The following is a 26,369-nucleotide window of genomic DNA, read 5'->3' as shown; positions in this document are numbered from 1 at the left end:
CGCGTATTCGAGGCGAGAGGGAACCATGAATTTCGTGGCCGGTCAGTTTCCGCTATGGGCGTTGTGGAGCGGCAATGCGCTGGCGCTGGGGCTGCTGGCGCTAGCGGCCACGCGCGTGCGCTGGCGGGCGCTGGAAGCCCGCGCCGTCAACGCCTGGCTGGGTGCCTGCGTGGTGTTGCTGGGCTTCTGGCTGGGGCGGGCCGGGCTGGAACCGGGGCTGAGTTTCCACCTGCTGGGCGCCACGGTGTTCACGCTGCTGATGGGGCCGTGGCTGGCGCTGCTGGCGCTGGCGGCGGTGCTGCTGGGGCTGGCGGCCGGCGGGCAGCTGGAATGGCCGGCGCTGGGGCTCAACTACGGGCTGAGCCTGCTGCCGGGGGTGGCGCTGACCGCGCTGCTGCTGCGGCTGGCGCAGCGCTACTTTGCGGCCAACGTGTTCGTGTACGTGTTCGTGAACGCGTTTCTCGCCGGCGCGGCCGGCATGCTGCTGGCGGCGCTGTGCGGGCTGGCGGCCTTGGCGCTGGCCGGCGCCTACCCGCTGGCGTATTTGCTGGAAAACGCCTTGCCATACTATGTTTTACTGGCCTGGTCCGAGGCGTTCACCAGCGGGCTGGTGCTGGCGATCCTGATCGTGTACCGGCCGCACTGGGTGGCCACGTTCGATGATGCCCGCTATCTGGACCAGCAGTAGCGGCCGACAACAAGAGGGGACTGACATGCAGTTTGCGTTCTGGGCGGTATTGGCCGCGGCGGTGCTGCCGCTGCTGTGGGCGGCGGTGGCGAAATCCGGCGGCGGCTTCGACAACCATGCGCCGCGCGCCTATCTGGACAAGCTGACCGGCTGGCGGCTGCGCGCGCAGTGGGCGCAGCAGAATGCCTGGGAGGCGCTGACGCCGTTTGCCGCCGCGGTCATCATCGCCACCCTGCAGCGGGTGCCGCCGGAGCGCATCGATGCCGCGGCGCTGGTATTCCTGCTGGCGCGGCTGGCGCACGGCTTCTGCTACGTGGCCGACAAGGCGGCGTTGCGCTCGCTGATGTGGCTGCTGGGCTTCGGCACCGTGGTGTACCTGTTCCTGCTGGCGGCGCAGCTGCTGTAAGGCTGCCGCGGGCGGTGCACGGCATGCGGCCAACCTGCGCCGCAAGGGAGCGATCGTGCGCAAGCGATCCCCCTGGCGGCGGGATTAGCCGTCCGCGGCCTCATAGAAGGTGACCAAATTGCCATCCGGGTCGAGGATCGCGAACTCGCTGTTGCCCCAGGGCTTGACGGCAAGCGGAGCATTGGGATGCACGATGCCCAGCGAGCTGCAGCGCTGATACAGCTGCGCGATGGCGCGCACCTGGAGCCTGCAACCGGTGGCCTTGGGGATGCTGGCATCCGCGCACGCCCAGAAATGAATACTGACCGCGCCATTGCGGACGATGCCGTACTCCCCCTGGGCGGCGTAGACCGCGGTGAAGCCCAGTGCGGACACAAAGAAGTCGATGCTGCGCAGGATGTTCAACGACGCCAGGACCGGCGTGGCATCCACGAACTGAACTGACTCGGACATGACGTTCCTTTGCTGGCTGCCCCCGGGGTTGGCCGCAGGCGCTTGCGGGGCGGGGGTTACAGCACGATCGGTTCCGGCTCCAGCTCCACGCCGTAACGTTCGCGCACCGTGTCGCGCACCTTGTTGGCCAGTGCCCACATCTGGCTGCCGCTGGCATGGCCGTGGTTGACCAGCACCAGCGCCTGGCGCGCGTGCACGCCGGCATCACCATCGCGGTAACCTTTCAGCCCGGCCTGGTCGATCAGCCAGCCGGCGGCCAGCTTGACGCGGCCATCGGGCTGCGGATAGTGCGGCAGCGCGGGAAAGCGCGCCAGCAAGGCGTCTGCCGTCTCGCGGCTGACCAGCGGGTTCTTGAAGAAGCTGCCGGCATTGCCGAGCGTGGCCGGGTCCGGCAGCTTGCTCTGGCGGATGGCGATCACCGCGGCGCTGACCTGCTGCGCGGTCGGCGCCTCGCCGGCGCCCATGGCTTGCAGCTGCTGCTGGATGTCGCCGTAGCCGATGCGCGGCTGGAAGCGGCGCTGCAGGCGGAAGCGCACCGCGGTCACCAGCAGCTGGCCGGCCAGCTGCTGCTTGAACACGCTGTCGCGGTAGGCAAAGCGGCAGTCGGCGTTGTCCAGCACTCGCTCGCAGCCGCCGTGGCGCAGGTCGGCACACACCACCTGTGCCAGGTGGTCTTTTACTTCCACGCCGTAGGCGCCGATGTTCTGGATCGGGCTGGCGCCGACGGTGCCGGGAATCAGGCTGAGGTTTTCCAGCCCGCTCCAGCCCTGTGCCAGCGTGTATTGCACGAAGTCGTGCCAGTTCTCGCCGGCGGCGGCCTCCACCAGCACGCTGTCGCCGTCGTCGGCCAGCAGGCGGATGCCGCGCAGCGCCACCTTGATCACCAGGCCGGGGTAGTCGCGGGTGAACAGCAGGTTGCTGCCGCCGCCCAGCCACAACACCGGGCCGCGCTGGAAAATATCGCTGGTCAGCAGCGCCGGCAGCTGGGCGAGGTCTTCCAGTACGCAGAAGTTGGCCGCATTGACGGGCATGCCGAAGGTGTTGAGTTCGCGCAGCGGGTAGTTGGGGTGCAGTACGGGGTTCATTCGGTCTTTCACGCAGTTTGACGGTGCAGCCGTTGCTGGCTGACGCGCGACAGATAGCTTACCAGCAGCAGGCCGGCGGCGCTCAGGCTGATCACCAGCGCCGCCCAGAAGCCATGCACCCCCATCTGCGGCGACCCCAGCCCCAGCCAGGCGCCCAGCAGCAGGCCGCAGCCCCAGAACGACACGATGTGGATCAGCATCGGCGTGGTGGTGATCTTGTAGCCGCGCAGCGCGCTGGAGGCGATGGTCTGCATCGCGTCGGTCAGCTGGTAGAAGGCGGCGAACAGCATCAGCGTGCCGCCCAGCGCGATCACCGCCGGGTCGGCAGTGTACAGCTGCATGATGCTGTGGCGGTCCAGCAGCACCCACAGCATGGTGAGGCAGGCCAGCGCCAAGCCCAGCGCCAGGCTGACGCCGCATACCAGCCGCGCCTGGCGGTAGTCGCCGGCGCCCACGCTTTGGCCGACGCGGATGGTGGCGGCGGTGCCGATGCTTTGCGGGATCATGTAGATCACGCTGGAGAAGTTGATTACCGTCTGGTGGGTGGCCACCACGGTGGTGCCCAGCTTGGCGATCAGCAAGGCGATGAAGGAAAACAGGCTGACTTCCACGAAGAACGACAGGCCGATCGGCAGCCCCAGCTTGAGGAAGGCCGGGAAGCGCCGCCACTGCGGCGCGACGAAGCGGCCACACAAGCCGTAGGGGCGGAACGCCTGGTGGTGCTTGATGTACAGGAACAGTGCGCTGGCATTGAAGATGAACACCATGCCGGTGGCCCAGCCGCAGCCGGCGCCGCCCAGTGCCGGCAGGCCGAACAGGCCGTGGATCAGTGCGTAGTTGAGCGGGATGTTCAGCAGCAGCCCGGCCACACTCACCACCATCAGCGGGCGGGTGTGGCCCAGGCTGGAGGCGAACGCGCCCAGCGCGCGGTGCAGGATGGCGGCCGGCATGCCCATGGCGGCGCCATCGATGAACAGCATCGCCTTGTCTTCCACGCTGGCGGGCAGCTCCAGCCACAGCCGCAGCGCCGGCTGCACCGCCAGCATCAGCAGCGCGCCAAAAATGCCCAGCAGCAGGCCGAACCACAAGCCCTGGCGCGCGGTGTCGCCCAGCGTGGTGGTTTCGCCCTGGCCATGTTGCTGCGCCAGAATCGGGTTCAGTGCCGCCGCCACGCCGATCAGCGTGACATACACGGTAACGAACACGCTGGCGCCCAGCGACACCGCCGCCAGATCGTCGGTGCTGACGCGGCCGGCCATCACGGTATCGACAAAGCCGGTGGCCACCTGCGCGATCTGCGCCACCATCATCGGCAGCGCCAGCTGGATCAGCAGCAGGGTCTCGTGGCGCAGGGTGCGCCACGGGCTACGGTTCAATTCAAACAGCATGGGAAATACCGGCGGGCAAAAAGAGCGCCATTATAAGCGCGCTTTGCCGCTGGCAAGCCCCGCTTGGCCGCAGGGTGTAATGCGGTGTCGCTTCAGTCGAAATGCGCCGGCGGGTCGCAGCGCAGGTGGCAGCTGATGATCAGTTCGTTGCCGAAGCGGGCATTGATGTTCAGCGCCTCGGTCAGGGTCAGGTCGTCGATGGTCAGCGTGCCCTGCTGCAGGGTGATGTCGAGATTGCGTTCGGTGGCGTAGGCGGCCAGTTCGGTGAGGCGGGGCTTGTGCGTGCCGGCCAGTGCGCGGGCGGTGAGGGTGCCGCGCAGTGCCGGGGTGGCGGTTTGCGGGGCGGTGTTGAAGTCGGTGTAGCGGTCTTCTTGGCAGTCGTACATGGCAGTCTCCGTAGCGTGGTGCGCGCCCGGTGGAAAGCCGAGCGACGCTTTAGCAGAATTTCGATGGCGCCCTGCAAGTTGTCGATTAACTCGGCGCGTGAAGCTGTTGCCCATTCCGGCTGCTGCAATGCAAAAACCCGCTGTGACCAGTAAAGGGCAGCAGCGGGTTAGGCGGTGCGCTCTTAGCTGGTATTTATCAGGCGCCCGCAAGCAGCAAAAATCGGCGCAAGCCAGAAAATTAGAGCACCGCGCCCACGCTGTCAAGCATGACTATGGCACGATGCTGGAGACTGAGGCCGGTATCGGGCTATAATCCGGCGCTCAAGTCCATCACGGCATGCGCCGCGCAGCTGCCACCTCCAGATACCATTCCCATGATCCGCAAACTGTTCAGTCGCGTTTTCGACTTGTCGGGCAACCGTGCCACCGCCAACAAAACCAAACCACGAGTACTGTCGCTGGCTCAACACGGCGTGCGCCGCGACGGCCTGAGTGGCGCCGCGCTGCGCGTGGTGTCGCGCCTGCAGGAAGGCGGCCACGCGGCCTATGTGGTGGGCGGCGCGGTGCGCGACCTGCTGCTGGGCGTCACGCCCAAGGATTTCGACATCGCCACCAGCGCCACGCCGGAAGAGGTGCACCACCTGTTCCGGCGCTCGCGCATCATCGGCCGCCGCTTCCGCATCGTGCACGTGATGATGGGGCCGGAGACCATCGAGGTGACCACCTTCCGTGGCGGCGAAGTGGGCAAGACCAGCGACAGCGGCCGCATCATGGCGGACAACACCTACGGCAGCCAGTCCGAGGATGCGCAGCGCCGCGACTTCACCGTCAACGCGCTGTTCTACAACCCGACCGACGAAACCATCATCGACTACCACCACGGCGTGAAGGACCTGCACGCCAGGAAGCTGGTGATGATCGGCCAGCCGGCGCGCCGCTACCAGGAAGACCCGGTGCGCATGCTGCGCGCGGTGCGCCTGGCGGCCAAGCTGGGTTTCGACATCGACGAGCACACCCGCAAGCCGATCGCCGCGCACGCCATGCTGCTGAAGAACGAGCCGCCGGCGCGGCTGTTCGACGAGCTGCTCAAGCTGCTGCACTCCGGTCATGCTTATGCCTGCCTGCAGAAGCTGCGCGACGAAGGGCTGTCGCGCGGTATCTTCCCGCTGCTGGACGCGGTGCTGGACGAGGACGGCGGCGAAGCCTTCCTCAAGCTGGCGCTGGCCAATACCGACGAGCGCGTGCGCGCCGACAAGCCGGTGTCGGTGGGCTTCATGTTGGCCGCATTGCTGTGGGCGCAGGTCAACAACCGCTGGCAGGCGTATATCGCGCGCGGCGAGAAATCGCTGCCGGCGCTGATGCTGGCGATGGCCGAGGTGGAAACGCTGCAGGACAACGATTTCGCCATTCCGCGTCGTTTCTCCGCCACCATGCGCGAGATCTGGTCGCTGCAGCCGCGCTTCGAAAGCCGCAACGGCGCGCGCCCGTTCCGCTTCCTAGAGCAGCCGCGCTTCCGCGCCGCCTTCGATTTCTACAGCCTGCGCGCCGAAGTGGGCGAGGTGCCCAAGCACATGGTGCAGTGGTGGGCGGAGTTCCAGGATGCCGATCACACCGAGCGCCAGGCGCTGATCACTGAAGCCGCGGCCAAGGAACCGGCCGAGGGTGGTGATGCGCAGCGCAAGAAGCGCCGCCGCCGCAAGAAGCCGGCCCGCCCGAGCGAGGGGGGCGACGCGTGAAGCGGGCAGTGATCGCGCTGGGTAGCAATCTGGAAAACCCGGCAGCACAGATCGAGGCGGCGCTGGCCGCCATTTCTGCTTTACCGGGGGTGCATTTGCTGCGCCGCTCGGCCTGCTACCGCACTGCACCGGTGGGCTATGCCGAGCAGCCGGACTTCATCAATGCGGTGTGCGAGGTGGAAAGCGCGCTGGCGCCGGCCGAGCTGTTGGCCGCCTTGCTGCGGCTGGAGCAGGATTTCGGCCGCGTGCGCACCTTCCGCAACGCGCCGCGGGTGCTGGACCTGGACCTGCTGCTGGTGGAAGGCGTCAGCCAGCAGGACGAATTCCTGACGCTGCCGCACCCGCGCATGCACGAGCGCGCCTTTGTGATGCTGCCGCTGGCGCAGATGGCGCCCGAGTGGCAGATCGGCACGCTCGGCACGGCCGCCGACATTGCGGCCAACCTTGACGCCAGCGGTGTCACCCGCCTGGATTGAGCTTTGTTGCAGGAGAACATCTGATGTCGCACTTGCGTTACGTGGTGGTGGAAGGGCCGATCGGCGCCGGTAAATCGCAGCTGGCGCGCCGCCTGGCCGAGCACTGGTCGGTGCGCCTGCTGGCCGAGGCGCCGGAGCAGAATCCGTTCCTGGAGCGTTTCTACCGTCAGCCGCCGTACCATGCGCTGGCCACGCAGCTGTCGTTTCTGATGCAGCGCGCCGACGCCGCGCACGGCATGCTGCATGGCGATCTGCTGGCCGCGCCGCTGGTGTCGGACTTCCTGTTCGACAAGGACGAGCTGTTTGCCAGCAAGACGCTGGATGCCGACGAGCTGGCCATCTACCGCCGCGTGGTGCAGCGCTTCCTGCCGGAATACCCGGTGCCGGATCTGGTGATCTACCTGCAGGCCTCGGCCGCTACCGTGGCTGACCGCCTGGCGGCGCGTGCGGCCAACTCGGCGCTGCCGCCGATGCCGGAAGGCTATGTGCAGCGTATGCACGAAGCCTACAGCGCCTTCTTCCATGGCTATGAGGCGGCACCGCTGCTGATCGTGAATACCGACAACCTCGATCTGGTTGAAGGCACAGAAGATTTCGAGCTATTGTTGCGCTGCATCACCGAGATGCGTGGTCAGCGCAGTTACTTCAACAAGGGGCTCTGAACCCGGTGCGCGACCGCAGCCACAAGCGGCGTTTCGCCACTGGAAGCAACGAGGACACACAAAAAAATGAAAGTCACCGTCAATACGCTGCAGCAGATGGCAGCGGAAGGTCAGAAGATCGCCATGCTGACCTGTTACGATGCCAGTTTTGCCACCCTGCTGGATGAAGCCGGGGTCGACATCCTGCTGATCGGCGACTCGCTGGGCATGGTGATGCAGGGCGAGGACTCCACCCTGCCGGTGTCCATGCCGGAAATGGAATACCACACCCGCTGTGTGGTGCGCGGTGCCAAGCGCGCCATGGTGCTGGCCGACATGCCGTTCGGCAGCTACCAGGAAAGCCCGGCGCAGGGCTTTGCCAATGCTGCGCGCCTGATGCAGGCCGGCGCCCACATGGTGAAGATCGAAGGCGGCGCCTTCATGGCCGACACCGTGCGCTTCCTGGTGCAGCGCGGCGTGCCAGTGTGCGCGCACATCGGCCTCACCCCGCAGTTCGTGAATACCTTCGGCGGCTACAAGGTGCAGGGCAAGAGCGAAAGCGATGCCGAACGCCTGCTGGCCGACGCCCGCGCGCTGGCCGACGCCGGCGCCAGCCTGGTGCTGATGGAATGCGTGCCGGCCACGTTGGCCGCACGCATCAGCGCCGAGATCGGCGTGCCCACCATCGGCATCGGCGCCGGCCCGGATGTGTCCGGCCAGGTGCTGGTGATCTACGACGTGCTGGGCGTGTACCCGGGCAAGAAAGCCCGCTTCGTGAAGAACTTCATGGCCGAGGCGCAGAGCATCCAGGGTGCCGTCGCCGGCTACGTATCCGCGGTGAAGGATGCTTCCTTCCCGGCGCCCGAACACTGTTTCTGAGGTCAGCATGCAAGTTATCCGCAGTATCGCCGAACTCCGCGCCTGGCGCCGCAGCGCCGGCCGTGTCGCCTTTGTGCCGACCATGGGCAACCTGCACGCCGGCCACCTGGCGCTGGTGGCCGAAGCGCGCCAGCGTGCCGACACGGTGGTGGTCAGCATCTTCGTCAACCGCCTGCAGTTCGGCCAGGGCGAGGATTTCGACGCCTACCCGCGCACCTTCGATGCCGACTGCGCCAAGCTGGAAGCCGGCGGGGTGGACGTGCTGTTCTTCCCCGACGAGCGTGAGCTGTACCCGCGCATCAAGCAGGATTTCAACGTCGAGCCGCCGCACATCCAGAACGAGCTGTGCGGCGCCTTCCGCCCGGGGCATTTCCGCGGCGTGGCCACGGTGGTGAGCAAGCTGTTCAATATCGTGCAGCCGGACCTGGCCTGCTTCGGCAAGAAGGACTACCAGCAGCTGCACGTGATCCGTGCCATGGTGGACGACCTGAACATGCCGATCGACATCGTGCCGGTGGATACCGGCCGCGCCGACGACGGCCTGGCGCTGTCGTCGCGCAACGGCTATCTGTCCGCCGACGAGCGTGCCGAGGCGCCGCGGCTGTACCGTAATCTGGCGGCGATTCGCGACGCGCTGCTGGCCGGCGACAGCAACTATGCTGCGCTGGAGAAGACCGCCTGCGACGATCTGGCCGCACACGGCTGGCGCGTGGACTATGTGGAGATCCGCCAGGCCGACAGCCTGGAAATCGCCCATGTCGGCGAGCCGCGGCTGGTGGTGCTGGCCGCCGCGCGGCTGGGCAAGACCCGCCTGATCGACAATATCGAAGTAACGCGCTGATACGCGCCCGAGGAAGACCGCCATGCAGCGTTCCATGCTGAAATCCAAGCTCCACCGTGTCACCACCACCCATGCCGAACTGCATTACATCGGTTCCTGCGCCATCGACGAAAACCTGCTGGAAGCCGCCGATATCAAGGAGTACGAGGAAGTGCAGATCTGGAACGTGACCAACGGCGAGCGTTTTGCCACCTACGCCATCCGCGCCGAACGCGGCTCCGGGGTGATCTCGGTGAACGGCTCTGCCGCACGCCGCGCCGCACCGGGCGACCTGCTGATCATCGCCTCGTTTGCCGCCTACGAAGACAGCGAGCTGGCCAATCATTCGCCCAAGCTGGTGTTCGTGGACGAGCAGAACGTGATCACCGAGCTGAAAGGCGCCACCCCGGTACAGCCGGCCTGAGCCTGCTCCGGCGCACCGAAAAAGCCCGACGCTGTCGGGCTTTTTTCATGTCTGCGGCCAACGTTGGCGAACTGACGTTCGTTTTGTCGCGGCGCTGGCATTTGCGCCGTATCCGGCTATAGTTTTTTGACCGGCTGATCTGACAGGGGAGTGCGCGATGCAAGGAAGATGCCTGTGCGGTGCCGTGCGCTATCGCGTGCGCGGCGAACCCTACCACGTCACGCATTGCCATTGTCTGTCCTGCCGGCTGGCCAGCGGCGCGCCGTTCGTCACCTGGTTCACCGTGCGGGCGCTGGAGCTGGAGTGGCATGGCGAGGTGCGCCACTACCAGTCGTCGATGGGCGTGCAGCGCGGTTTCTGCCCGCGCTGCGGCACCACGCTGAGCTACCGGCACGAGGCGGCGCCGGACGAGATCGACCTCACCGCCGCCACGCTGGAAAACCCGGCGCTGCTGACACCGGAGGATCACACCTGGGTGGAAAGCATGCTGGACTGGGTGCGGCTGCTGCCGCTGTTGCCGCGGCACCGGCGCTACCGCCAGTACGACCGCAGCGCCTGAGCCTGGCTGCCGACTTACAGCAGGGCGCTGGCGGAGACCAGCACGCCGTCCTCGTCGGCGTACAGCCATTGCCCCGGCACGAAATCCACGCCGCCGAAATTCACCGTCAGCTCGCGGCTGCCCTCGTTGCGTTTCACCGATTTCTTCGGGTTGGTGGCCAGTGCGCGCACCCCCAGCGGCAGCGCGTTGATGGCCACCGAGTCGCGGATGCAGCCGTGGATCACCACGCCCTCCCACTGGTTCTTCACCGCCAGCTCGGCGATCTGGTCGCCCAGTAGCGCGCAGCGCAGCGAGCCGCCGCCGTCCACCACCAGCACCTTGCCCTGGCCGGGCTCGCCCAGCACCTCGCGCACCAGCGTGTTGTCCTCGAACAGCTTGAGGGTGACGATCTGGCCGTAAAAGCGCGGCCGGGCGCCGTAGCTGTGCAGCATCGGCTGCAGCACGGCTACCTTGCCTTCGTTGGCGTCGTACAGGTCGGTGGTCAAGAAGGTCATGCTTGCTCCTTTGGGTGGCTCTCTATTGTTGTTGCTGGCCGAAAAAAAACCGCCCCGGGGGGCGGCATGTACATGTATTAGTTGATGCGCAAGGGCACAAACAGCGTACTGTCCTGGCGCCGCACCAGCAGCGCGATATTGCCGTTGGCCGCGGACAGCGCTCGCTCGAAGGAGCGGATATTGCTGATCTCGGTCTGGTTGAGGCCGATGATCACGTCGCCGTTGGTGAGCCCGGCCTGGGCGGCGGCGCCCTGGGCTTTCTGGATCACCAGCCCGCCGCGGATGCCCAGCGTTTCCTTGTCGTCGGCGGTCAGCTCGGCCAGGGTCAGGCCCAGCTTGCCGAACTGGTAGCTCTGCGGCTGCGACGGGGCGGCCGGCTCGCTGGCCTGTGCGGCTTGCTCGGCGGCCAGTTCCGCCAGCGTGGCCTCCACATTCTGCTCGTTACCCTTGCGCCATACCCCCAGCTTGATGCGGGTGCCCGGCGGCTGGTCGCCGACCATGCGCGGCAGGTCACGCGAGTTCTCCACCGTCTGGCCATTCAGGCGCAGGATGATGTCACCGATCTGGATGCCGGAGCGGCTGGCCGGGCCGTTGGGTTCCACCCGCACCACCAGCGCGCCGCGCGGGCGGTCCAGCCCGAACGATTGTGCCAGCTCCTGCGTCACTTCCTGGATGTGCACGCCAAGTTGGCCGCGGCTGACCTTGCCGCTGCTCTTCAGCTGCTCGGCCACTTTCATCGCCAGGTCGATCGGGATGGCGAAGGAAATGCCCATGAAACCGCCGGAGCGGCTGTAGATCTGCGAGTTGATGCCCACCACTTCGCCGCGCAGGTTGAACAGCGGGCCGCCGGAGTTGCCGGGGTTGATCGCCACGTCGGTCTGGATGAAGGGCACATAGCTTTCGTCCGGCAGGCTGCGGCCCTTGGCGGACACGATGCCGGCGGTGACGGTGTTTTCAAAGCCGAACGGGGCGCCGATGGCGGCCACCCATTCGCCCACTTTCAGTGCTTCCGGCGCGCCGATTTTCACGATCGGCAGGTTGGCCGCATCGATTTTCAGCACCGCCACGTCGGTGCGTTTATCGAGGCCCACCAGTTTGGCGCGCAGTTCGCGCTTGTCAGTGAGCATTACCTTGATCTGGTTGCCGCCGGCTACCACGTGGGCGTTGGTCAGGATATAGCCATCAGCAGACAGGATGAAGCCGGAGCCGAACGATACGCTCTCGGAAGGCTGCGGTTCCTGCTGCTGGTTGGGGTTAGGCATGTAGCGGCGGAAGAACTCGTAGAACGGGTCGTCTTCCGGAATCGGGAACGGCAGATCGCTGCTGGGGGTGGACTGGCGCGTCGATTCGGCACGGACCGCCTGGATGTTGACCACCGCCGGGCCTTCGCGCTCCACCAGCTGGGTAAAGTCCGGCAGCAGCATGGCCACGCTGCCGTCCGCCTTGGCCGGCACCGCAACCGGTGCGCCCTTGTCATCCTTGAACAGGGCTTCGATCTTGCCGCAGCCCCCCAGGGCCAGCAGCAGCGCGCTGGCGATGGCCACGCGTGTATAGCTATTCACCTGAAACATCCTTTTTTACAGAAATGGACCCTGCCGTGCCGAGCGGCGACTATCGCGGGCGACGCACGTACCCGGTACGTGGCGACAAAGTCGCAAAAATCAACAGGCAGGGGGCCATCATAGCGGTTTTGCCGGATATTCGCAGAGGTCGACTATCACGCAGCGCTGGCATTCCGGCTTGCGCGCTTTGCACACATAACGTCCGTGCAGGATAAGCCAATGGTGGGCATCGAGTTTGTATTCTGCGGGTACGAAACGTAACAGTTTGTCCTCCACCTCGCGCACGTCCTTGCCCGGGGCGATGCGGGTGCGGTTGGCCACCCGGAAAATATGGGTGTCTACTGCAATGGTAGGCTGTCCGAAGGCAGTATTCAGCACCACGTTGGCGGTTTTGCGGCCAACTCCGGGCAGCGCCTCCAGTGCCTCGCGCGTTTGCGGCACTTCGCCATCGTACTGTTCCACCAGGATGCGGCAGGTCGCCACGGTGTTCTTGGCCTTGGTGCGGAACAGGCCGATGGTCTTGATGTAATCGGACACGCCTTCCTCGCCCAGCGCCAGCATCGCGCGGGCATCGGGCGCCACCTGGAACAGCACGCGGGTGGCCTTGTTGACGCCGACGTCGGTGGCCTGCGCCGACAGCAGCACGGCGATCAGCAGCTGGAACGGGCTGGCGTACTCCAGCTCGGTGGTGGGGTGCGGGTTCTGCGCCTTCAGGCGCTCGAAAATCTGCAGACGTTTGGCGGCGTTCATGATTCGGTGGCGAGGGCGGAAAGGTTGGCCGCAGCGGCGGCAAGGCGGCGTTGGCGCGCGTCCAGCGCATTCTTGGCGGCGATCAGCAGCGCCAGGCCGAGGAAGGCGCCCGGCGGCAGCAGCGCCAGCAGGAACTGGTAGCCGTCCGGCGCCAGCTGCAGCGTCAGCGCGTGGCCGGCACTGCCGAACAGCTTGTCGGCACCAGCCAGCAGCGTGCCCTTGCCGACCAGCTCGCGCAGGCCGCCCAGTACCACCAGCACCGCGGTGAGGCCGAGGCCCATCATGGCGCCGTCCAGCAGCGCTGCGCGCACGCGGTTGCGCGCGGCAAACGCCTCGGCGCGCGCCATCACGATGCAGTTGGTGGTGATCAGCGGAATGAAAATGCCCAGCACCAGGTACAGCTCGTGCAGCCAGGCGTTCATCGCCAGGTCCACGCAGGTGACCAGGGTGGCGATGATCATGATGAGGATCGGGTTGCGGATCTCGCTGGGCACCAGGTGGCGCACGCTGGCCACGGCGGTGCCGGACAGCGCGGTCACCACGGTGGTGGCCAGCCCCAGCGCCAGCGCGTTGACCACGTTATTGCTGATCGCCAGCACTGGGCACAGGCCCAAGAGCTGCACCAGGCCCGGGTTCTGCTGCCACAGGCCGTTGCGGGCGATGCCTTTCCAGTTGCTCATGGGTTTCCTTGCAGCAGTTGCTGGCGATGGTCGCGGAAGTAGCCGGCCACGCGGCCCACCGCGGCGGCCACCGCGCGGGCGGAGATGGTGGCACCGCTGACGTAGTCCAGCGCGCCGCCGTCCTTCTTCAGCTGCCAGCCCGGCGCGGGCGCGGCGCTGCTGCGGCCGCTGAACTGCCGTGCCCAGTCGCTGACGGAGAGGTCGATATAGTCGCCCAGGCCCGGGGTTTCCTTGTGGGCCAGCACGCGTACCCCCTGCAGCTTGCCGTCGGCAGCGATGCCCACCAGCAGCTCGATGCGGCCGCCGTAACCGTTAGGTGCTGCCGCCTCGAACACCACGCCGCTGGGCTGGCCGGCCTTGCGCGCCAGGTAAAGGTTGGCCGCAGGGCGGCCGTTCAGGTACAGCGCGGCGGCCTCCGGCAGTGGCTGGCGGCTGGCGGCCAGATCATTGTCGAACAGCTCGGCCGGCAGCGCCTGCGCCAGCAGCATGGCGCGCGCCGCGTTCTGGTTGGCTTCCACCCGGGCGCGGGTGGCCAGCCAGGTGCCGGCCAGCAGCAGGGTGACGGTGGCAGCGAAAGCCGCCAGGGTGAGGGCGCTGCGCCGCGCCTGGCGCGGGGCGCTACGCACGGCGGCTTCCCTTGTGGCCGAACACCTTGGGTCGGGTGTACTGGTCGATAAAGGGCACGGCGATGTTCATGATCAGCACCGCGAAGGCGATGGCGTCGGGAAAGCCGCCGAACACGCGGATCAGCACCGTCAGCACGCCCACCAGCAGGCCGAAGATCAGCCGCCCGCGCGGGGTGGTGGGGCCGGATACCGGGTCGGTGACGATGAACATCGCCGCCAGCAGGGTGGCGCCGTTGAGCAGGTGGAACAGCGGGCTGGCGAACTGCGCCGGTGCGGCCAACCACAGCGCACCGGCCATGGCGGTGACGCCGGCCAGCATCGCCAGCGGCGTCTGCCACGGAATCAGCTTCTGCTGCCACAGCCACAGACCGCCGGCCAGCCAGCCCAGCGCGATCCACTCACCGCCGGCATTGCCGAACTGGCCGAAGCGCGCGCCGCTCAGCAGTTGTGACACCTCCTGACCACCCTGCAGCAGGCCGGTTTTAAGGACATCCAGCGGCGTGGCGCTGGACACCGCATCCAGCGCGCTGCCGGCCGGCAGGCTGTGGCTGAACACCCATTGCAACTGGGCAGTGGCATCCAGCGGCAAGAGCGGGCTGCCCCAGGCCGCCATCTGCGCCGGGAACGAGATGATGGCCACCGCAAAGCCCACCATCGCCGGGTTGAACGGGTTGTTGCCGAGGCCGCCGTACAGCTGCTTGGCCACCACGATGGCGAACAGCGTGGCCACCACGATCAGCCACCAGGCGCCCAGCGGCGGCATGGCCAGCGCCAGTAGCCAGGCGGTAACCACCGCGGACAGGTCTTTCAGGAACGGCGCCGGCGGCACGCCGCGCAGGCGCAACATTGCCGCCTCGGCGGCCACGGCGGTGACGGTGGCGAGGCCAAGCTGCAGCAGCACGCCGATGCCGTTGCAGTACACCGACAGGGCGATGCCCGGCAGCAATGCGGCCAACACCTTGAGCATCACCGTGGACACGGTGGCGGGTTTGGCGATATGGGTGGCGTGTTGGCTCATGGCGTCGGGTCTTGCTGATCCTGTGCTGCTGGTGGCGGCGTGGCGGTCTTGCGCGCGGCGGCGCGTTCCATCGCAGCTTTGACGGCAGCCTGCTTGGCGTCGTCCATGCCGGTAGTCGGGGAGGGGTTGGCCGCAGCGCTGTTGTCGGCCGGCTGTGCGGCGGCCTTGCGTGCGGCGGCGCGTTCCATGGCGGCTTTGACAGCGGCCTGCTTGGCGTCGTTCATGCCGTTGGCTGTGGGGGCCGCAGGATTGGCCGCAACGCTGCCATCCGCCGGCTGTGTGGCGGCCTTGCGTGCGGCGGCGCGCTCCATGGCGGCTTTGACGGCAGCCTGCTTGGCATCATCCATGCCGGTAGCGCTGATCGTGGCGGCAGGGTTGGCCGCAGCGTCAGTGCTGCCCTGTTGCGCGGCAGCTTTGCGCGCGGCGGCGCGCTCCATCGCCGCCTTGATCGCCGCCTGCTTGGCGTCGTCCAGCGCCTGGCTGTGGCTGTCGCCCAGCGGGTTGGCCTGCTGCTGCGCGGCGGCGCGTGCCATGGCAGCGGCGATGATGGCCTGTTTCGGGTCGTCGCCGGCCGCGCTGCTGCTGACTGCTGCCGGCGTGGCGCTCTGCTTGCTGGCCTGCTCGGCGGCGCGGGCGGCCAGGCGCTCGGCTTTCTCCGTCTTGTCGCGCTCGATGCGGAACTGGCGGAATTCATGGCGACGGCGTGCCAAGTCGGCGGACTTCTTGTCGCGCTCGGCGGCCCAGATCTCGCTCTTGGCAAAGCGGTAGTAGTCCACCAGCGGAATCTGGCTGGGGCAGACGTAGCTGCAGGCGCCGCATTCGATGCAGTCGAACAGCTGCCACTCCTGCGCCTTGCCGAAGTTCTTGGCCTTGGCGAGCCAGAACAGGTCCATGGGCTGCAGCTCCACCGGGCAGGCACTGGCGCATTCGCCGCAGCGGATGCAGGGCATGGCCGGCGGTCGCGGCGGGAATTCGGCCGCGCTCTTGGCGATCAGGCAGTTGCCGGCCTTGCTCAGGCCGGCAGCCAGACTGGGCAGGGTGAAGCCCATCATCGGGCCGCCCATGATCACCTCGTGGCTGTCGGCCTGGCGGCCGGCCTGTTGCAGCAGCCAGTGCAGCGGGCTGCCGATCAGCGCCTCCACGTTGCCGGGCTGTGCCACGGCGCCGGTGAGGGTGACGATGCGGCTGAGCAGTGGCTCGCCATGCAACACGGCGCGGGCGATGGCGTACAGCGTGGCCACGTTCAGGCACTGCACGCCCAGCTCGGTGGCGCGCACGCCGTGCGGCACTTCCTTGCCGGTGAGGATGCGGATCAGCTGCTTGGCGCCGCCGCTGGGGTAGCGGGTGGGGATGGAGACCACGCGCCAGGGCTGGCCCTGGCAGGCGGCTTGCATGGCGGCGATGGCCTGCGGCTTGTTGTCCTCGATGCCGATCAGCACTTCACCGGCCTGCAGTGTATGGGCGGCAATGGCGATGCCGTCGGCGATGTCGGCGGCGCGTTCCTGCATCAGGCGGTCGTCGCAACTGATATAGGGCTCGCATTCGGCGCCGTTCACCACCAGGGTCTGCAGGCCGCTTGCGGCCAACTTCAGATGGGTGGGGAACACCGCGCCGCCCAGGCCTACCACGCCCATCTGCTGCAGGAAGTCGCGCAGCTCGCTGCTGCCGGCCTCGCGCCAGTGCGGCAGGCCGTGGCGCGGTTGCCAGGCATCCTGCCCATCCGGCTGCAGGGTGATGCAGGGGGCGGACAGGCCGGAGGGGTGGGCGTAGGCGTGCTCGCCCACGGCCAGTACGGTGCCGGAGGTGGGAGCATGCACGGCGGCGGACAGCCGGCCATCCGGCTCGGCAATGCGCTGGCCTTTCAGTACCTGCTGCCCGGTTTGAACGCAGGGCAGGGCGGCATTGCCCACGCTCTGCGCCAGCGACAGGTACAGCAGCGGCGGCAAGGGCAGCTGACGAATCGGCGTGCCGTTCGACTGTTGTTTGTTCTCAGGTGGGTGGATGCCACCGTGGAAATCGTACAGCCGGCTCATGCGCGCGGCTCCGCCGGGGTTTTGACCGACTTGATCGGAATGGTCGGGTAGCGCCATTTCCAGTTGGTGAGGTCGGTGCCGAGCGGGATCATGCGGATGCAGTCCACCGGACAGGGGGCGAGGCACAGCTCGCAGCCGGTGCATTCGCTGGCGATGATGGTGTGCATCATCTTGGCCGAGCCGAGGATGGCATCCACCGGACAGGCCTGGATACACAGCGTACAGCCGATACAGGTGGCTTCGTCGATCAGCGCCACTGCCTTGGGCTTGGGTTGCGGCGCGTCGGCGGCGAAGGGTTTGAATTCCACGCCCAGCAGTTCGGCCAGCTTGTTGATGCCATCCTCGCCGCCCGGCGGGCATTTGTTGATGTCCTCGCTGCCATCGGCAATAGCGGTAGCGTAGGGGCGGCAGCCGGGGTGGCCGCACTGGCCGCACTGAGTCTGCGGCAGGATGGCGTCGATCTTGTCCACCAGCGGATCGCCCTGCACGCGGAAGCGTACCGAGGCAAAGCCCAGCACCGCCCCCAGCAGCAGCGCCAGGGCAACCATGACCAGCAGGGCAAGCAGCAGGCTTGTCATTTCACCAGCCCTCCAAAGCCCATGAAGGCCAGGCTCATCAGCCCGGCGGTGACCAGCGCGATGGGCGTGCCCTTGAACGCTGCCGGCACGTCGGCGCCCTCCAGTCGCTCGCGCATGGCGCTGAACAGAATCAGGATCAGCGAGAAGCCCAGCGCGCTGCCGAAGCCGAATACCAGCGATTCGGCAAAGCTGTGGCCCTCCTGCGCGTTCAGCAGTGGGATGCCCAGCACCGCGCAGTTGGTGGTGATCAGCGGCAGGTAGATGCCCAGTACCTGGTACAGCACCGGGCTGGTCTTGTGGATCACCATCTCGGTGAACTGCACGATGGCGGCAATCACCACGATGAAGGACAGCGTGCGCAGGTATTCCAGCCCGGCGGCGGTGAGCAGCAGGTTGATCAGGTGGCTGCTGCCGGCGCCCAGGGTGAGTACGAAGGTGGTGGCGGCGCCCATGCCGATGGAGGCTTCCAGTTTTTTGGAGACGCCCATGAACGGGCACAGCCCCAGGATGCGCACCAGCACCACGTTGTTGACCAGAACGGTGCTGACCAGAATCAGCAGGTAATGCGAGAAATCCATTGATGCCATTGCCAGCGGAGAATGCGCGGATTATCCGTGTTCACCGGCATGGCTTCAACCTTCATGCCGGCACGGCAAGGTTGGCCGCAGCGTTAATAACCAGGCTTGATATGCGGGCGGGCGGCGCAAAAAAATCGCCACACGGTGATTGCAGCACGCGTGTGGCGCAGGAGGGTACTGTTACTACTACTTCAGCAGGGTACTACTCGGTTGCCGTGGCGGTGGGCGGTACAGCGGGGGGCGTCCACCGCCGCGGGGCTTAAATCGCAGCCTGTTGCAGCTGCTCCAGAATGTGCGGGTTTTCCAGCGTCGATACGTCCTGGGTGATTTCCTCGCCCTTGGCGATGGAACGCAGCAGGCGGCGCATGATCTTGCCGGAGCGGGTCTTGGGCAGGTTGTCGCCGAAACGGATGTCGTCCGGCTGGGCGATCTTGCCGATTTCGTGCGCTACCCAGTTCTTCAGCTCGGCGGCGATCTTCTTGGCATCGTCGCCCTGCGGGCGGGCGCCTTTCAGCACCACGAAGGCCACTACCGCTTCGCCCTTCACGTCGTGCGGCTTGCCGACCACCGCGGCTTCCGCCACCAGCGGGTTGGCCACCAGCGCCGATTCGATCTCCATGGTGCCCAGACGGTGGCCGGACACGTTCAGTACGTCGTCGATGCGGCCCATGATCCAGAAGTAGCCGTTCTCGTCACGGTTGGCGGAGTCGCCAGCCAGGTAGTACTGGCCGTTGAATTCGTCCGGGAAGTAGGTTTTCTTGAAGCGTTCCGGGTCGTTCCAGATGGTGCGCACCAGCGACGGGAACGGTTTCTTGATCACCAGGAAGCCACCGCGGCCCGGCTCGACCTGGGCACCGGATTCGTCGACGATGTCGGCGATGATGCCCGGCAGCGGCAGGGTGCAGGAGCCCGGCTTGGTCGGCACGGAGCCCGGCATCGGGGCAATCATCGCCGAGCCGGTTTCGGTCTGCCACCAGGTGTCGACGATCGGGCAGCGGCCGCCGCCAACTACCTCGTAGTACCACATCCACGCTTCCGGGTTGATCGGCTCGCCGACGGTGCCCAAGAGGCGCAGGCTGGACAGGTCGAACTGCTTGGGCAGGTCGGTGCCGAGCTTGATCAGCGAACGGATGGCAGTCGGCGCGGTGTAGAAGATGGAAACCTTGTGCTTTTCGATCATGCGCCAGAAGCGGCTGGCGTCCGGGTAGGTCGGCACGCCTTCGAATACGATCTGGGTGGCACCGATGCCCAGCGGGCCGTAGCAGATATAGGAGTGGCCGGTGATCCAGCCCACGTCGGCGGTGCACCAGTACACATCGTTCGGCTTGTAGTCGAACGCCCAGCGGAAGCTGTTGATGGCACCCAGCAGGTAGCCGGCGCTGCTGTGCTGGATGCCCTTCGGTTTACCGGTGGAGCCGGAGGTGTACAGAATGAACAGTGGGTCGTCCGCCAGCATCCATTCCGGTTCGCAGGTCTCGGCCTGGTCTTCCACCAGCTTGTGCCACCACACGTCGCGGCCTTCGGTCCATTGCGCGCCACCATTGGTGCGCTGGTAAACCACCACGTTCTGTACCGATTCGCAGCCTTCCAGCGCCAGCGCTTCGTCTACGGTGGCCTTCAGCGGTACGGTCTTGCCGCCGCGCAGACCTTCGTTGGCGGTAATCACCAGCTTGGCGCCGGCATCCTGGATGCGGTCGCGCACCGCGCCGGCGGAGAAGCCGCCGAACACCACCGAGTGGATGGCGCCGATACGGGCGCAGGCCTGCATGGCGACGATGGCCTCGATCACCATCGGCATGTAGATCACCACGCGGTCGCCCTTGGCGATGCCCAGGCTCTTCAGGCCGTTGGCAAACTGGCAGACGCGGCGATGCAGCTCGGCGTAGGTGACGCGGGTGACTTCGCCGTCGTCTGCTTCAAAAATCAGTGCAATCTTGTTGCCGTTCTCGGCCAGGTGACGGTCCAGGCAGTTGTAGGACACGTTCAGCATGCCGTCGTCGAACCACTTGAAGAACGGCGCGTTGCTGTCGTCCAGCACGCGGCTGAACGGTTTTTTCCAGGTAATCAGTTCACGAGCCAGGTCACCCCAGAAGGACAGATAGTGATCGTCAGCCTGCTCGCACAGCGCGTTGTAGGCATCCATGCCGGAGATGGTGGCCTTGCGACGGAAATCTTCGCTGGGCGGGAAGCTGCGGGTTTCCTTGAGGATCGATTCGAGGGTAGACATATTTGGCTCCTTTTTGCTTTCTTGGTTGGCCGCACCGTTGGCGGTGCGGCCATAACTGCGTGTTGCTTACTTAGTGTTTGGACGCGCCGGAGGCACCGATGCCGGTCATGGAGCGAACGAACTGTGCATCAAACTTCTCTTTTTCTTCTGCGGCGGCCTTGGAGGTATCCAGTACCGAGAACAGCCAGGTGAAGAAGAAGGCCAGGGTCATGGAGAACAGCGCCGGGTTCTTGTACGGGAAGATGGCGGCTTCGTGCTTCATCACGTCTACCCATACGGTCGGGCCAACCACGATCAGGCCAACGGCGGAGATCAGGCCGATAAAGCCGCCGATTACCGCGCCGCGGGTGGTCAGGCCTTTCCAGAACATGGACAGGAACAGCACCGGGAAGTTGGCCGAGGCGGCGATGGAGAATGCCAGGCCGACCATGAAGGCGATGTTCTGCTTCTCGAACACCAGACCCAGCACGATGGCCAGCACGCCCAGGCACAGGGTGGTGATCTTGGAGACGCGCATTTCGCTCTTCTCGTCGGCCTTGCCCTTCTTGATCACCGAAGCGTACAGGTCGTGCGATACCGCGGAGGCGCCGGACAGTGCCAGACCGGCAACCACGGCCAGGATGGTGGCGAAGGCTACGGCCGAGATGAAGCCGTAGAACACGTTGCCGCCGACGACGTGCGCCAGGTGAATGGCTGCCATGTTGTTACCGCCCACCAGCTGGGTGACTTCCTTGCCGTTCTTGGTGATGGTTTCCATCAGGCCCGGCTGGTTCAGTACCAGCATGATGGCGCCGAAGCCGATCACGAAGGTCAGGATGTAGAAGTAGCCGATGAAGCCGGTGGCGAAGAACACCGATTTACGGGCTTCTTTGGCGTTGGACACGGTGAAGAAGCGCATCAGGATGTGCGGCAGGCCGGCAGTACCGAACATCAGCGCGATACCCAGCGAGATGGAGTCGATTGGATCAGCCTTACCCGGCGACATGATGGCGATGCCCTTGGCGTGAATCTCGGTGGCTTTCTGGAACATTACTTCCGGGCTGAAACCAACCGAGGCCAGCACCATGAAGGCCATGAAGGAGGCGCCGGACAGCAGGATCACCGCCTTGATGATCTGTACCCAAGTGGTGGCCAGCATGCCGCCGAACATCACGTACATCACCATCAGTACACCCACCAGTACCACGGCCACGCTGTAGTCCAGGCCGAACAGCAGCTGGATCAGCTTGCCGGCACCAACCATCTGCGCGATCAGGTACAGCGCTACCACCACCAGGGTGCCGGTGGCGGCAAAGGTGCGCACCGGGCCCTGTTGCAGGCGGTAGGACGCCACGTCGGCAAAGGTGAACTTGCCCAGGTTACGCAGGCGTTCGGCCACCAGGAACAGGATGATCGGCCAGCCAACCAGGAAGCCCATGGAGTAGATCAGGCCGTCATAGCCTTTCTCGAACACCATGGCGGAAATACCCAGGAACGAGGCGGCAGACATGTAGTCGCCGGCGATCGCCAGGCCGTTCTGGAAGCCGGTAATGCCGCCGCCGCCGGTGTAGAAGTCGGAGGCAGACTGGGTGCGGCGTGCTGCCCAGTAGGTGATGAACAGTGTGGCGCCGACGAACACCAGGAACATGATGATGGCGGTCCAGTTGGTCGCCTGCTTCTTCACGTCGCCGTCGATGGCGCCCGCGGCCATGGCGACGGCCGGCAGGGTGGCCAGCGCGGCAAACGCTGCGTGTTTCAGCCATTTATTCATTGTTTTGCCTCCTCAACGATCTGCTGCGTGAGTTCGTCGAACTCGGTGTTGGCCTTGCGCACATAGATGCCGGTCAGCACGAAGGCGGACAGGATGATGGCGATGCCGACAGGGATGCCAACCGTAGTGATGCCGCCGGACAGCGACGCACCCAGCGTGGCCGGGGAGAAGGCAAGTACCAGGATGAAGCCGTAGTAGATTGCCAGCATGATGATGCTGAGCAGCCATCCGAAGCTGGTTTTCTTGTGTACCAGTTGTGCGAACTTTGGATTGGCTTGCACCCGTTTCAGGATGTCCTCGTTCATTGTTTCCTCCTTTGTCATCGCGAAAGATCGAACGACCGTGATCGCGTGCTGGGAAATTAAGGCGCGTCAGAAGTAGGGGCTAATCGTTTTTTTTGATGTCACGGATAAAGTTTTGTCGGATCTTGAAAAAAATCCTTTCATATCAATCGATTGCAATCGAGCATTTGCTTTATTTATGCCGGGCATAAGGGATTTTTATCCAGATGTTGTGCGGTTTTCCTTGTCGCGGCACAGGCGCTTGTACAGAATGGAGGCCGATAATCGGCAGGCCAGCACATATAGTTGGCCGCATCTGGAGGGTGGTCGCAGGATGGAAATCTATCAGCTGAGAACCTTTGTCACCGTGGCCCAGCAAGGGCACCTGACTCAGGCTGCTGAAGTACTGCATTTGTCGCAACCTGCTGTGACCGCCCAGATCAAGGCGGTGGAAGAAGAAGTGGGCATGCCGCTGTTCGAGCGTACCGCCGGTGGCGTGGTGCTGACCCGGGCGGGGCAGGAGCTGCTGCCGCAGGCGCAGGAGATACTTGCCGCGGCCAAGCAGCTGCTGAATCAGGCGCGTAGCCTTAAAGGTCAGCTTACCGGCAAGGCCCAGCTGGGCATTACCCTGATGCCCGACTTGCTGCGGGTCGGCCCCTGGGTTGCCCGGCTGACCGAACGCTACCCCTTGCTGGAAGTGTGTCTGCATCAGGGCGTGACCGGCGATGTGCTCAACGCGGTACGCAAGAAAGAGCTGGACGGCGGTTTCTACCTGGGCAAGAACCCGTATGTGAACGTGCATACCGTGCTGCTGGACAATATGCGGCTGCGGGTGGCGTTGCCGCCGGGCTGGCTGGCCCGGGTGCAGCCGGATAATCCGCGCGAGCTGGGGCGTTTGCCGTGGGTGGGGGTATCGCAGTTCTCCAGCCTGTCCAAGATCGTCAGCGAATTGTGGCGGGAGCTGAATATCTCGCCGAAGAAGGTTTCCGAAAGCGACTACTTCCTGACCTCGATGGAGCTGGTCAAGGCCGGCGTCGGCGTGGCGCTGCTGCGCGAAGAAGACGCGTTGGCCGCAGCGGCTGCCGGTGAGCTGGATTTGTGGCCGGATCTGGTCAAGACTGCCGAGTTGCAGTTTGTGTTCGCCGCCGACAAGGCGAGTGATCCGGTGCTGCAGGCGCTGGTCGGCGAGCTGGGGCCAGTGTGGCATATTCCGGTGCCGGAGCTGCAGTAGCCGGCCTGTTCCTGTTGTGACAGTGCGCAAATCGCGGGGGGCTTTATGGCCAATGTGTTGCAGCAGTATCTGGATGTTTTTCAGGCCGCGCACCAGCGTTGGCTGGAGACCAACGGCGACTACTGGCAGCAGCTGTGGAGCAAACCGCCCACGGCCAGCCGTCAGCAGTTATCGCTGCAACTGGAAACTTCGCTGGCCTCCGGCGCCTCGCTATGGCGGGCTTCCGCCGACATGCACCACGACCTGCAGGTGCTGGGGGAGCGCTGGCTGGGGCAGCAGCAGCGAAACTGGCAACAGTATGTTGCCGCCCTGCCGCAGCAGGTCACGCCTTGCTTGCTGCCGCTGGAAGCCGGCCTGTCCGGCTGTTTGATCGCCAGCCGCGCTTCGCGGCAAATTCACCATTTTGCCTCTACCCGCCTGTCCACTGCCCCGCTGCATGCGGTACGTGGTGCGCAGCGCGTCTATCATCATCAGGGTAAATAACCCTGCTGCCGCTGCCGTGTTTATCCTGGGGCCGAGTCTCTAGAATGGCGGACGCTACTGGCGTTCGAGTTTGGCGTCATCGCGCAGCTGCCCGCAAATGGCGACGCCAGGCAAGTTGCCTGGCGCTGTGCTTGATGCCGTAGGGCGTACTGCTGCTCAGCCGCGTTTGGACGTCAGGCTGCCAACGGCGGCACCGCTCAGGATCAGTGCGCCAGCCAACCAGCTGATGGCTGTCATTTTGCCCGGCCCGCTGAGCGCCAGCAGCAGGGTGGACAGCAAGGGCGTGAGGTAGGACAGGGTGCCGACCTGGCGCGGATCCGCCTGCTTCATGGCTTTGTCCCACAGGAAAAAGGCCAGTCCCAGCGGGCCAAGGCCAATCACGCCGAGGGCAAGCCATTCTCGAGCCGTCGGCACGACCGGCGGCTCGAACAGCCAGTGGCAAATAGCCGCCAAAATGGCCGAGAGCAGGCAAAAGCCACCGACCGCACTATTAGAAAAACTGGGGAGCTTGCGAAGCAGCAGGCTGTAGCACGACCAGGTTACCGCTGCGGCAATGGCGAACAAATAGCCGCTGGGCAGCGTAGCCGGTAATTGCAGCCTGCCTTGCGTGACGATTAGCACCGCACCGGCAAAGCCGGCAATCGAGGCTACGATATGCAGCCCATGCAGGCGGCCGAGGCGAAACAGTGGGCTGAGCAGGACCAGCAGCAGCGGCCATAGATAGTTCAGCAGATTGGCTTCCAGCGCCGGCGCGGTGCGAAAGGCGGTAAATAACAGACAGTGATAGCCGAAGATTCCGCTCACACCGACAAGCAGCACGTTGCTTGGCACGCGCCACTGGCGATAATGGCGGATCGAGAGCAGGCTGCCAAAGCCTAGGGCAATGGCGGTTACCAGAAATGGTGGCAGGCGCTGGGTAAAAACCCCGAGGCTGGCAATCGTGGACCAGAGCAGAATAGCCAGGAAAGCCGAGAATAACGGATGTTGCTTCATGGTAAATCGGTGAGCGGTGCGAGGGCGGCCACTATCCCCGCAGAACAAAGGCCGGTCAAGTATCCGGGTGGAGTATCATGTCAGGCCGCATTGGCGGCAAAGTAAGAGGTCGAATCATGCAGCAGCAATTAATTGCCGACTGGTTGCAACAAAACCAGGCCACCGTAAACGAGAAAAGTGAATTGAACCTGCCGGCCTATGCCGAACAGTTGGCCGCAGTGACTGCCGGTACTGCCTGCAGCTGGTTAAGCAAGTTTTCCATTCTGCGTATTTCGGGAGACGATGCCACCGCATTCCTGCAAGGGCAGTTTTCCTGCGATGTCGCTGCCGTGGCCGAAAACGGTGTCAGCTGGGGAAGTTATTCCACCGCCAAAGGGCGCATGCAAGCCAGCTTCTTGCTGTTTGGCAGCATGGGTGTATTCCATTTGTTGCTGCGCCGCGATATTGCCGACACATTCCGCAAGCGCTTGTCGATGTTTGTACTGCGCGCCAAGGTAAAAATCGAAAGCGTTGATGATTCAATGCTGGCATTGGGGGTAATGCAGGCAAACGCCAGCAATGGGGTATTGCCGCAGCGGGAGATTGTTGCCGGCGAAGATTTGGTAGCCACGGTAGCGAGCAATGTCCGCATCGTGCTGACGGCTGCGCCTGCCGCCGTACTGGCGCAATGGCAAACATCACACCGTGCAGTAGGCAGCCAGGCGTGGGACTGGGTGTTTGTACAGGCGGGCCTGCCGTGGGTGAGCCAGGCAACTTATGAAGAATTTGTGCCGCAAATGGCCAACCTGGATTTACTGGGCGGTATCAGTTTTAAAAAGGGCTGTTACCCGGGGCAGGAAATTGTGGCCCGCACCCAGTATCTGGGTAAAGTGAAACGCCGGCTTTATCGTGCCCGTGTCACGGCGGCGGCAGTAAACGAAGGTGATGCCCTGATTGCCGCCAGCAGCGGGGAACAAACCATTGGCCGTATTGTCATGGTGGTGCCATTAATGGATGGCAGTAGCGAGTGTTTGCTGGTGATGCAGTCCGGCGCCTGGGATGAGCAGCCTAAACTGGCGGCCGATGCGCAAAGTAGCTTGGTGCAATTGCCGCTGCCTTATTCGCTGCCGGATGCCGATTGAATGTGCTGTTGGTGTGATTGTAA

At 65.0% G+C, this 26,369-nt stretch carries 29 protein-coding genes; 12 read left to right on the top strand and 17 right to left on the bottom strand.

What is annotated here, in order from left to right:
* The first annotated feature begins 25 nt into the window (after nucleotides 1–25).
* Together ACFOLG_RS15590 and ACFOLG_RS15585 are read left to right on the top strand one after the other, a co-directional pair.
* On the top strand, nucleotides 26–688 hold the full coding sequence (locus ACFOLG_RS15590; RefSeq protein ID WP_386093470.1) for an energy-coupling factor ABC transporter permease: 663 nt from the start codon (nucleotides 26–28) through the stop codon (nucleotides 686–688).
* A gap of 25 nt (nucleotides 689–713) precedes the next feature.
* Nucleotides 714–1,094 (top strand): MAPEG family protein, encoded by a 381-nt coding sequence (locus ACFOLG_RS15585; RefSeq protein ID WP_386093468.1) that lies wholly within the window; start codon nucleotides 714–716, stop codon nucleotides 1,092–1,094.
* Nucleotides 1,095–1,178: 84 nt separating this feature from the next.
* Here ACFOLG_RS15585 and ACFOLG_RS15580 read toward each other — a convergent pair whose 3' ends face one another.
* From ACFOLG_RS15580 to ACFOLG_RS15565, 4 genes are all read right to left on the bottom strand, one after another.
* The gene (locus tag ACFOLG_RS15580; RefSeq protein ID WP_386093467.1) at nucleotides 1,179–1,547 is read right to left on the bottom strand and encodes a bleomycin resistance protein; all 369 of its coding nucleotides are present in this window, start codon (nucleotides 1,545–1,547) and stop codon (nucleotides 1,179–1,181) included.
* Nucleotides 1,548–1,603: 56 nt separating this feature from the next.
* Nucleotides 1,604–2,632: a UDP-N-acetylmuramate dehydrogenase gene (gene murB, locus ACFOLG_RS15575; protein WP_386093465.1), complete on the bottom strand. Its 1,029-nt coding sequence runs from the start codon at nucleotides 2,630–2,632 to the stop codon at nucleotides 1,604–1,606.
* An 8-nt stretch (nucleotides 2,633–2,640) separates the two neighbouring features.
* Nucleotides 2,641–4,020, bottom strand: coding sequence for an MATE family efflux transporter (locus ACFOLG_RS15570; RefSeq protein WP_386093463.1), 1,380 nt, complete (start codon nucleotides 4,018–4,020; stop codon nucleotides 2,641–2,643).
* A 92-nt stretch (nucleotides 4,021–4,112) separates the two neighbouring features.
* Complete coding sequence (locus ACFOLG_RS15565; RefSeq protein WP_386093462.1) at nucleotides 4,113–4,406, bottom strand: hypothetical protein; 294 nt, start codon at nucleotides 4,404–4,406, stop codon at nucleotides 4,113–4,115.
* Nucleotides 4,407–4,780: 374 nt separating this feature from the next.
* Between ACFOLG_RS15565 and pcnB the strand changes: the two genes are divergently transcribed.
* The 7 genes from pcnB (at nucleotide 4,781) to ACFOLG_RS15530 (ending at nucleotide 9,941) form a co-directional block, all read left to right on the top strand.
* Complete coding sequence (gene pcnB / locus ACFOLG_RS15560; RefSeq protein ID WP_386093460.1) at nucleotides 4,781–6,142, top strand: polynucleotide adenylyltransferase PcnB; 1,362 nt, start codon at nucleotides 4,781–4,783, stop codon at nucleotides 6,140–6,142.
* Nucleotides 6,139–6,618, top strand: coding sequence for a 2-amino-4-hydroxy-6-hydroxymethyldihydropteridine diphosphokinase (folK, locus tag ACFOLG_RS15555; protein WP_386093459.1), 480 nt, complete (start codon nucleotides 6,139–6,141; stop codon nucleotides 6,616–6,618). The genes pcnB and folK overlap by 4 nt, the downstream gene beginning before the upstream one ends.
* 23 nt (nucleotides 6,619–6,641) lie before the next feature.
* Nucleotides 6,642–7,280 carry a deoxynucleoside kinase gene (locus ACFOLG_RS15550; RefSeq protein WP_386093458.1) on the top strand — a complete coding sequence of 213 codons (639 nt, stop codon included), beginning with the start codon at nucleotides 6,642–6,644 and terminating at the stop codon, nucleotides 7,278–7,280.
* Between the two features lie 66 nt (nucleotides 7,281–7,346).
* Nucleotides 7,347–8,138, top strand: coding sequence for a 3-methyl-2-oxobutanoate hydroxymethyltransferase (gene panB / locus ACFOLG_RS15545; RefSeq protein WP_386093456.1), 792 nt, complete (start codon nucleotides 7,347–7,349; stop codon nucleotides 8,136–8,138).
* A 7-nt stretch (nucleotides 8,139–8,145) separates the two neighbouring features.
* Nucleotides 8,146–8,979, top strand: a complete 834-nt coding sequence (gene panC / locus ACFOLG_RS15540) for a pantoate--beta-alanine ligase (protein ID WP_386093454.1) — start codon at nucleotides 8,146–8,148, stop codon at nucleotides 8,977–8,979.
* A gap of 22 nt (nucleotides 8,980–9,001) precedes the next feature.
* Nucleotides 9,002–9,382 carry an aspartate 1-decarboxylase gene (gene panD, locus ACFOLG_RS15535; protein ID WP_386093452.1) on the top strand — a complete coding sequence of 127 codons (381 nt, stop codon included), beginning with the start codon at nucleotides 9,002–9,004 and terminating at the stop codon, nucleotides 9,380–9,382.
* Between the two features lie 157 nt (nucleotides 9,383–9,539).
* Nucleotides 9,540–9,941, top strand: a complete 402-nt coding sequence (locus ACFOLG_RS15530) for a GFA family protein (RefSeq protein ID WP_386093450.1) — start codon at nucleotides 9,540–9,542, stop codon at nucleotides 9,939–9,941.
* A gap of 14 nt (nucleotides 9,942–9,955) precedes the next feature.
* On the opposite strand, the gene rraA is transcribed toward ACFOLG_RS15530, so the two are convergent.
* From rraA to ACFOLG_RS15470, 12 genes are all read right to left on the bottom strand, one after another.
* Nucleotides 9,956–10,435, bottom strand: coding sequence for a ribonuclease E activity regulator RraA (rraA, locus tag ACFOLG_RS15525; protein WP_386093449.1), 480 nt, complete (start codon nucleotides 10,433–10,435; stop codon nucleotides 9,956–9,958).
* Nucleotides 10,436–10,512: 77 nt separating this feature from the next.
* Entirely contained in the window at nucleotides 10,513–12,006 is a 1,494-nt protein-coding gene (locus ACFOLG_RS15520) for a DegQ family serine endoprotease (RefSeq protein WP_386093447.1), read from the bottom strand.
* A gap of 108 nt (nucleotides 12,007–12,114) precedes the next feature.
* Nucleotides 12,115–12,747: an endonuclease III gene (gene nth, locus ACFOLG_RS15515; protein WP_386093445.1), complete on the bottom strand. Its 633-nt coding sequence runs from the start codon at nucleotides 12,745–12,747 to the stop codon at nucleotides 12,115–12,117.
* Nucleotides 12,744–13,427 carry an electron transport complex subunit E gene (locus ACFOLG_RS15510; protein WP_386093444.1) on the bottom strand — a complete coding sequence of 228 codons (684 nt, stop codon included), beginning with the start codon at nucleotides 13,425–13,427 and terminating at the stop codon, nucleotides 12,744–12,746. The genes nth and ACFOLG_RS15510 overlap by 4 nt, the downstream gene beginning before the upstream one ends.
* Nucleotides 13,424–14,053, bottom strand: coding sequence for an electron transport complex subunit RsxG (rsxG, locus tag ACFOLG_RS15505; RefSeq protein ID WP_386093442.1), 630 nt, complete (start codon nucleotides 14,051–14,053; stop codon nucleotides 13,424–13,426). Before rsxG ends, ACFOLG_RS15510 begins: the two co-directional genes overlap by 4 nt.
* Nucleotides 14,046–15,071, bottom strand: a complete 1,026-nt coding sequence (locus ACFOLG_RS15500) for an RnfABCDGE type electron transport complex subunit D (RefSeq protein WP_386093440.1) — start codon at nucleotides 15,069–15,071, stop codon at nucleotides 14,046–14,048. The genes rsxG and ACFOLG_RS15500 overlap by 8 nt, the downstream gene beginning before the upstream one ends.
* Nucleotides 15,068–17,104 (bottom strand): electron transport complex subunit RsxC, encoded by a 2,037-nt coding sequence (rsxC, locus tag ACFOLG_RS15495; protein WP_386093438.1) that lies wholly within the window; start codon nucleotides 17,102–17,104, stop codon nucleotides 15,068–15,070. The genes ACFOLG_RS15500 and rsxC overlap by 4 nt, the downstream gene beginning before the upstream one ends.
* Nucleotides 17,101–17,682, bottom strand: coding sequence for an electron transport complex subunit RsxB (gene rsxB, locus ACFOLG_RS15490; protein ID WP_386093437.1), 582 nt, complete (start codon nucleotides 17,680–17,682; stop codon nucleotides 17,101–17,103). Before rsxB ends, rsxC begins: the two co-directional genes overlap by 4 nt.
* Entirely contained in the window at nucleotides 17,679–18,260 is a 582-nt protein-coding gene (rsxA, locus tag ACFOLG_RS15485) for an electron transport complex subunit RsxA (RefSeq protein ID WP_386093435.1), read from the bottom strand. Before rsxA ends, rsxB begins: the two co-directional genes overlap by 4 nt.
* A 259-nt stretch (nucleotides 18,261–18,519) precedes the next feature.
* A complete protein-coding gene (acs, locus tag ACFOLG_RS15480) occupies nucleotides 18,520–20,487 on the bottom strand; it encodes an acetate--CoA ligase (protein ID WP_386093433.1) in 1,968 nt (655 codons plus the stop codon).
* Between the two features lie 70 nt (nucleotides 20,488–20,557).
* Nucleotides 20,558–22,237 (bottom strand): cation acetate symporter, encoded by a 1,680-nt coding sequence (locus tag ACFOLG_RS15475; protein ID WP_386093431.1) that lies wholly within the window; start codon nucleotides 22,235–22,237, stop codon nucleotides 20,558–20,560.
* Nucleotides 22,234–22,542, bottom strand: coding sequence for a DUF485 domain-containing protein (locus tag ACFOLG_RS15470; protein ID WP_386093429.1), 309 nt, complete (start codon nucleotides 22,540–22,542; stop codon nucleotides 22,234–22,236). Before ACFOLG_RS15470 ends, ACFOLG_RS15475 begins: the two co-directional genes overlap by 4 nt.
* 310 nt (nucleotides 22,543–22,852) lie before the next feature.
* Between ACFOLG_RS15470 and ACFOLG_RS15465 the strand changes: the two genes are divergently transcribed.
* Entirely contained in the window at nucleotides 22,853–23,749 is an 897-nt protein-coding gene (locus ACFOLG_RS15465; RefSeq protein ID WP_386093427.1) for a LysR family transcriptional regulator, read from the top strand.
* A 45-nt stretch (nucleotides 23,750–23,794) separates the two neighbouring features.
* Complete coding sequence (locus ACFOLG_RS15460; RefSeq protein WP_386093425.1) at nucleotides 23,795–24,232, top strand: hypothetical protein; 438 nt, start codon at nucleotides 23,795–23,797, stop codon at nucleotides 24,230–24,232.
* Between the two features lie 156 nt (nucleotides 24,233–24,388).
* On the opposite strand, the gene ACFOLG_RS15455 is transcribed toward ACFOLG_RS15460, so the two are convergent.
* On the bottom strand, nucleotides 24,389–25,225 hold the full coding sequence (locus ACFOLG_RS15455; protein WP_386093423.1) for a DMT family transporter: 837 nt from the start codon (nucleotides 25,223–25,225) through the stop codon (nucleotides 24,389–24,391).
* 116 nt (nucleotides 25,226–25,341) lie between these two features.
* Here ACFOLG_RS15455 and ygfZ point away from each other — a divergent pair, with 116 nt between their 5' ends.
* Nucleotides 25,342–26,346: a CAF17-like 4Fe-4S cluster assembly/insertion protein YgfZ gene (gene ygfZ, locus ACFOLG_RS15450; protein WP_386093422.1), complete on the top strand. Its 1,005-nt coding sequence runs from the start codon at nucleotides 25,342–25,344 to the stop codon at nucleotides 26,344–26,346.
* Nucleotides 26,347–26,369: the final 23 nt, after the last annotated feature.

The organism is Vogesella facilis (assembly GCF_042648525.1).
GTDB lineage: Bacteria > Pseudomonadota > Gammaproteobacteria > Burkholderiales > Chromobacteriaceae > Vogesella > Vogesella facilis.
Note: the sequence above shows the minus strand (reverse complement) of the source record. Positions and strands in the feature narration are given on the sequence as shown.

Bases quoted from the DNA above. Each gene is read 5' to 3' on its own strand.
- ACFOLG_RS15590 (WP_386093470.1), top strand. From the start codon at position 26: ATGAATTTCGTGGCCGGTCAGTTTCCGCTATGGGCGTTGTGGAGCGGC.
- ACFOLG_RS15585 (WP_386093468.1), top strand. From the start codon at position 714: ATGCAGTTTGCGTTCTGGGCGGTATTGGCCGCGGCGGTGCTGCCGCTG.
- ACFOLG_RS15580 (WP_386093467.1), bottom strand. From the start codon at position 1,547: ATGTCCGAGTCAGTTCAGTTCGTGGATGCCACGCCGGTCCTGGCGTCG.
- murB (WP_386093465.1), bottom strand. From the start codon at position 2,632: ATGAACCCCGTACTGCACCCCAACTACCCGCTGCGCGAACTCAACACC.
- ACFOLG_RS15570 (WP_386093463.1), bottom strand. From the start codon at position 4,020: ATGCTGTTTGAATTGAACCGTAGCCCGTGGCGCACCCTGCGCCACGAG.
- ACFOLG_RS15565 (WP_386093462.1), bottom strand. From the start codon at position 4,406: ATGTACGACTGCCAAGAAGACCGCTACACCGACTTCAACACCGCCCCG.
- pcnB (WP_386093460.1), top strand. From the start codon at position 4,781: ATGATCCGCAAACTGTTCAGTCGCGTTTTCGACTTGTCGGGCAACCGT.
- ACFOLG_RS15550 (WP_386093458.1), top strand. From the start codon at position 6,642: ATGTCGCACTTGCGTTACGTGGTGGTGGAAGGGCCGATCGGCGCCGGT.
- panB (WP_386093456.1), top strand. From the start codon at position 7,347: ATGAAAGTCACCGTCAATACGCTGCAGCAGATGGCAGCGGAAGGTCAG.
- panC (WP_386093454.1), top strand. From the start codon at position 8,146: ATGCAAGTTATCCGCAGTATCGCCGAACTCCGCGCCTGGCGCCGCAGC.
- panD (WP_386093452.1), top strand. From the start codon at position 9,002: ATGCAGCGTTCCATGCTGAAATCCAAGCTCCACCGTGTCACCACCACC.
- ACFOLG_RS15530 (WP_386093450.1), top strand. From the start codon at position 9,540: ATGCAAGGAAGATGCCTGTGCGGTGCCGTGCGCTATCGCGTGCGCGGC.
- rraA (WP_386093449.1), bottom strand. From the start codon at position 10,435: ATGACCTTCTTGACCACCGACCTGTACGACGCCAACGAAGGCAAGGTA.
- ACFOLG_RS15520 (WP_386093447.1), bottom strand. From the start codon at position 12,006: ATGTTTCAGGTGAATAGCTATACACGCGTGGCCATCGCCAGCGCGCTG.
- nth (WP_386093445.1), bottom strand. From the start codon at position 12,747: ATGAACGCCGCCAAACGTCTGCAGATTTTCGAGCGCCTGAAGGCGCAG.
- ACFOLG_RS15510 (WP_386093444.1), bottom strand. From the start codon at position 13,427: ATGAGCAACTGGAAAGGCATCGCCCGCAACGGCCTGTGGCAGCAGAAC.
- ACFOLG_RS15500 (WP_386093440.1), bottom strand. From the start codon at position 15,071: ATGAGCCAACACGCCACCCATATCGCCAAACCCGCCACCGTGTCCACG.
- rsxC (WP_386093438.1), bottom strand. From the start codon at position 17,104: ATGAGCCGGCTGTACGATTTCCACGGTGGCATCCACCCACCTGAGAAC.
- rsxB (WP_386093437.1), bottom strand. From the start codon at position 17,682: ATGACAAGCCTGCTGCTTGCCCTGCTGGTCATGGTTGCCCTGGCGCTG.
- rsxA (WP_386093435.1), bottom strand. From the start codon at position 18,260: ATGGATTTCTCGCATTACCTGCTGATTCTGGTCAGCACCGTTCTGGTC.
- acs (WP_386093433.1), bottom strand. From the start codon at position 20,487: ATGTCTACCCTCGAATCGATCCTCAAGGAAACCCGCAGCTTCCCGCCC.
- ACFOLG_RS15475 (WP_386093431.1), bottom strand. From the start codon at position 22,237: ATGAATAAATGGCTGAAACACGCAGCGTTTGCCGCGCTGGCCACCCTG.
- ACFOLG_RS15470 (WP_386093429.1), bottom strand. From the start codon at position 22,542: ATGAACGAGGACATCCTGAAACGGGTGCAAGCCAATCCAAAGTTCGCA.
- ACFOLG_RS15465 (WP_386093427.1), top strand. From the start codon at position 22,853: ATGGAAATCTATCAGCTGAGAACCTTTGTCACCGTGGCCCAGCAAGGG.
- ACFOLG_RS15460 (WP_386093425.1), top strand. From the start codon at position 23,795: ATGGCCAATGTGTTGCAGCAGTATCTGGATGTTTTTCAGGCCGCGCAC.
- ACFOLG_RS15455 (WP_386093423.1), bottom strand. From the start codon at position 25,225: ATGAAGCAACATCCGTTATTCTCGGCTTTCCTGGCTATTCTGCTCTGG.
- ygfZ (WP_386093422.1), top strand. From the start codon at position 25,342: ATGCAGCAGCAATTAATTGCCGACTGGTTGCAACAAAACCAGGCCACC.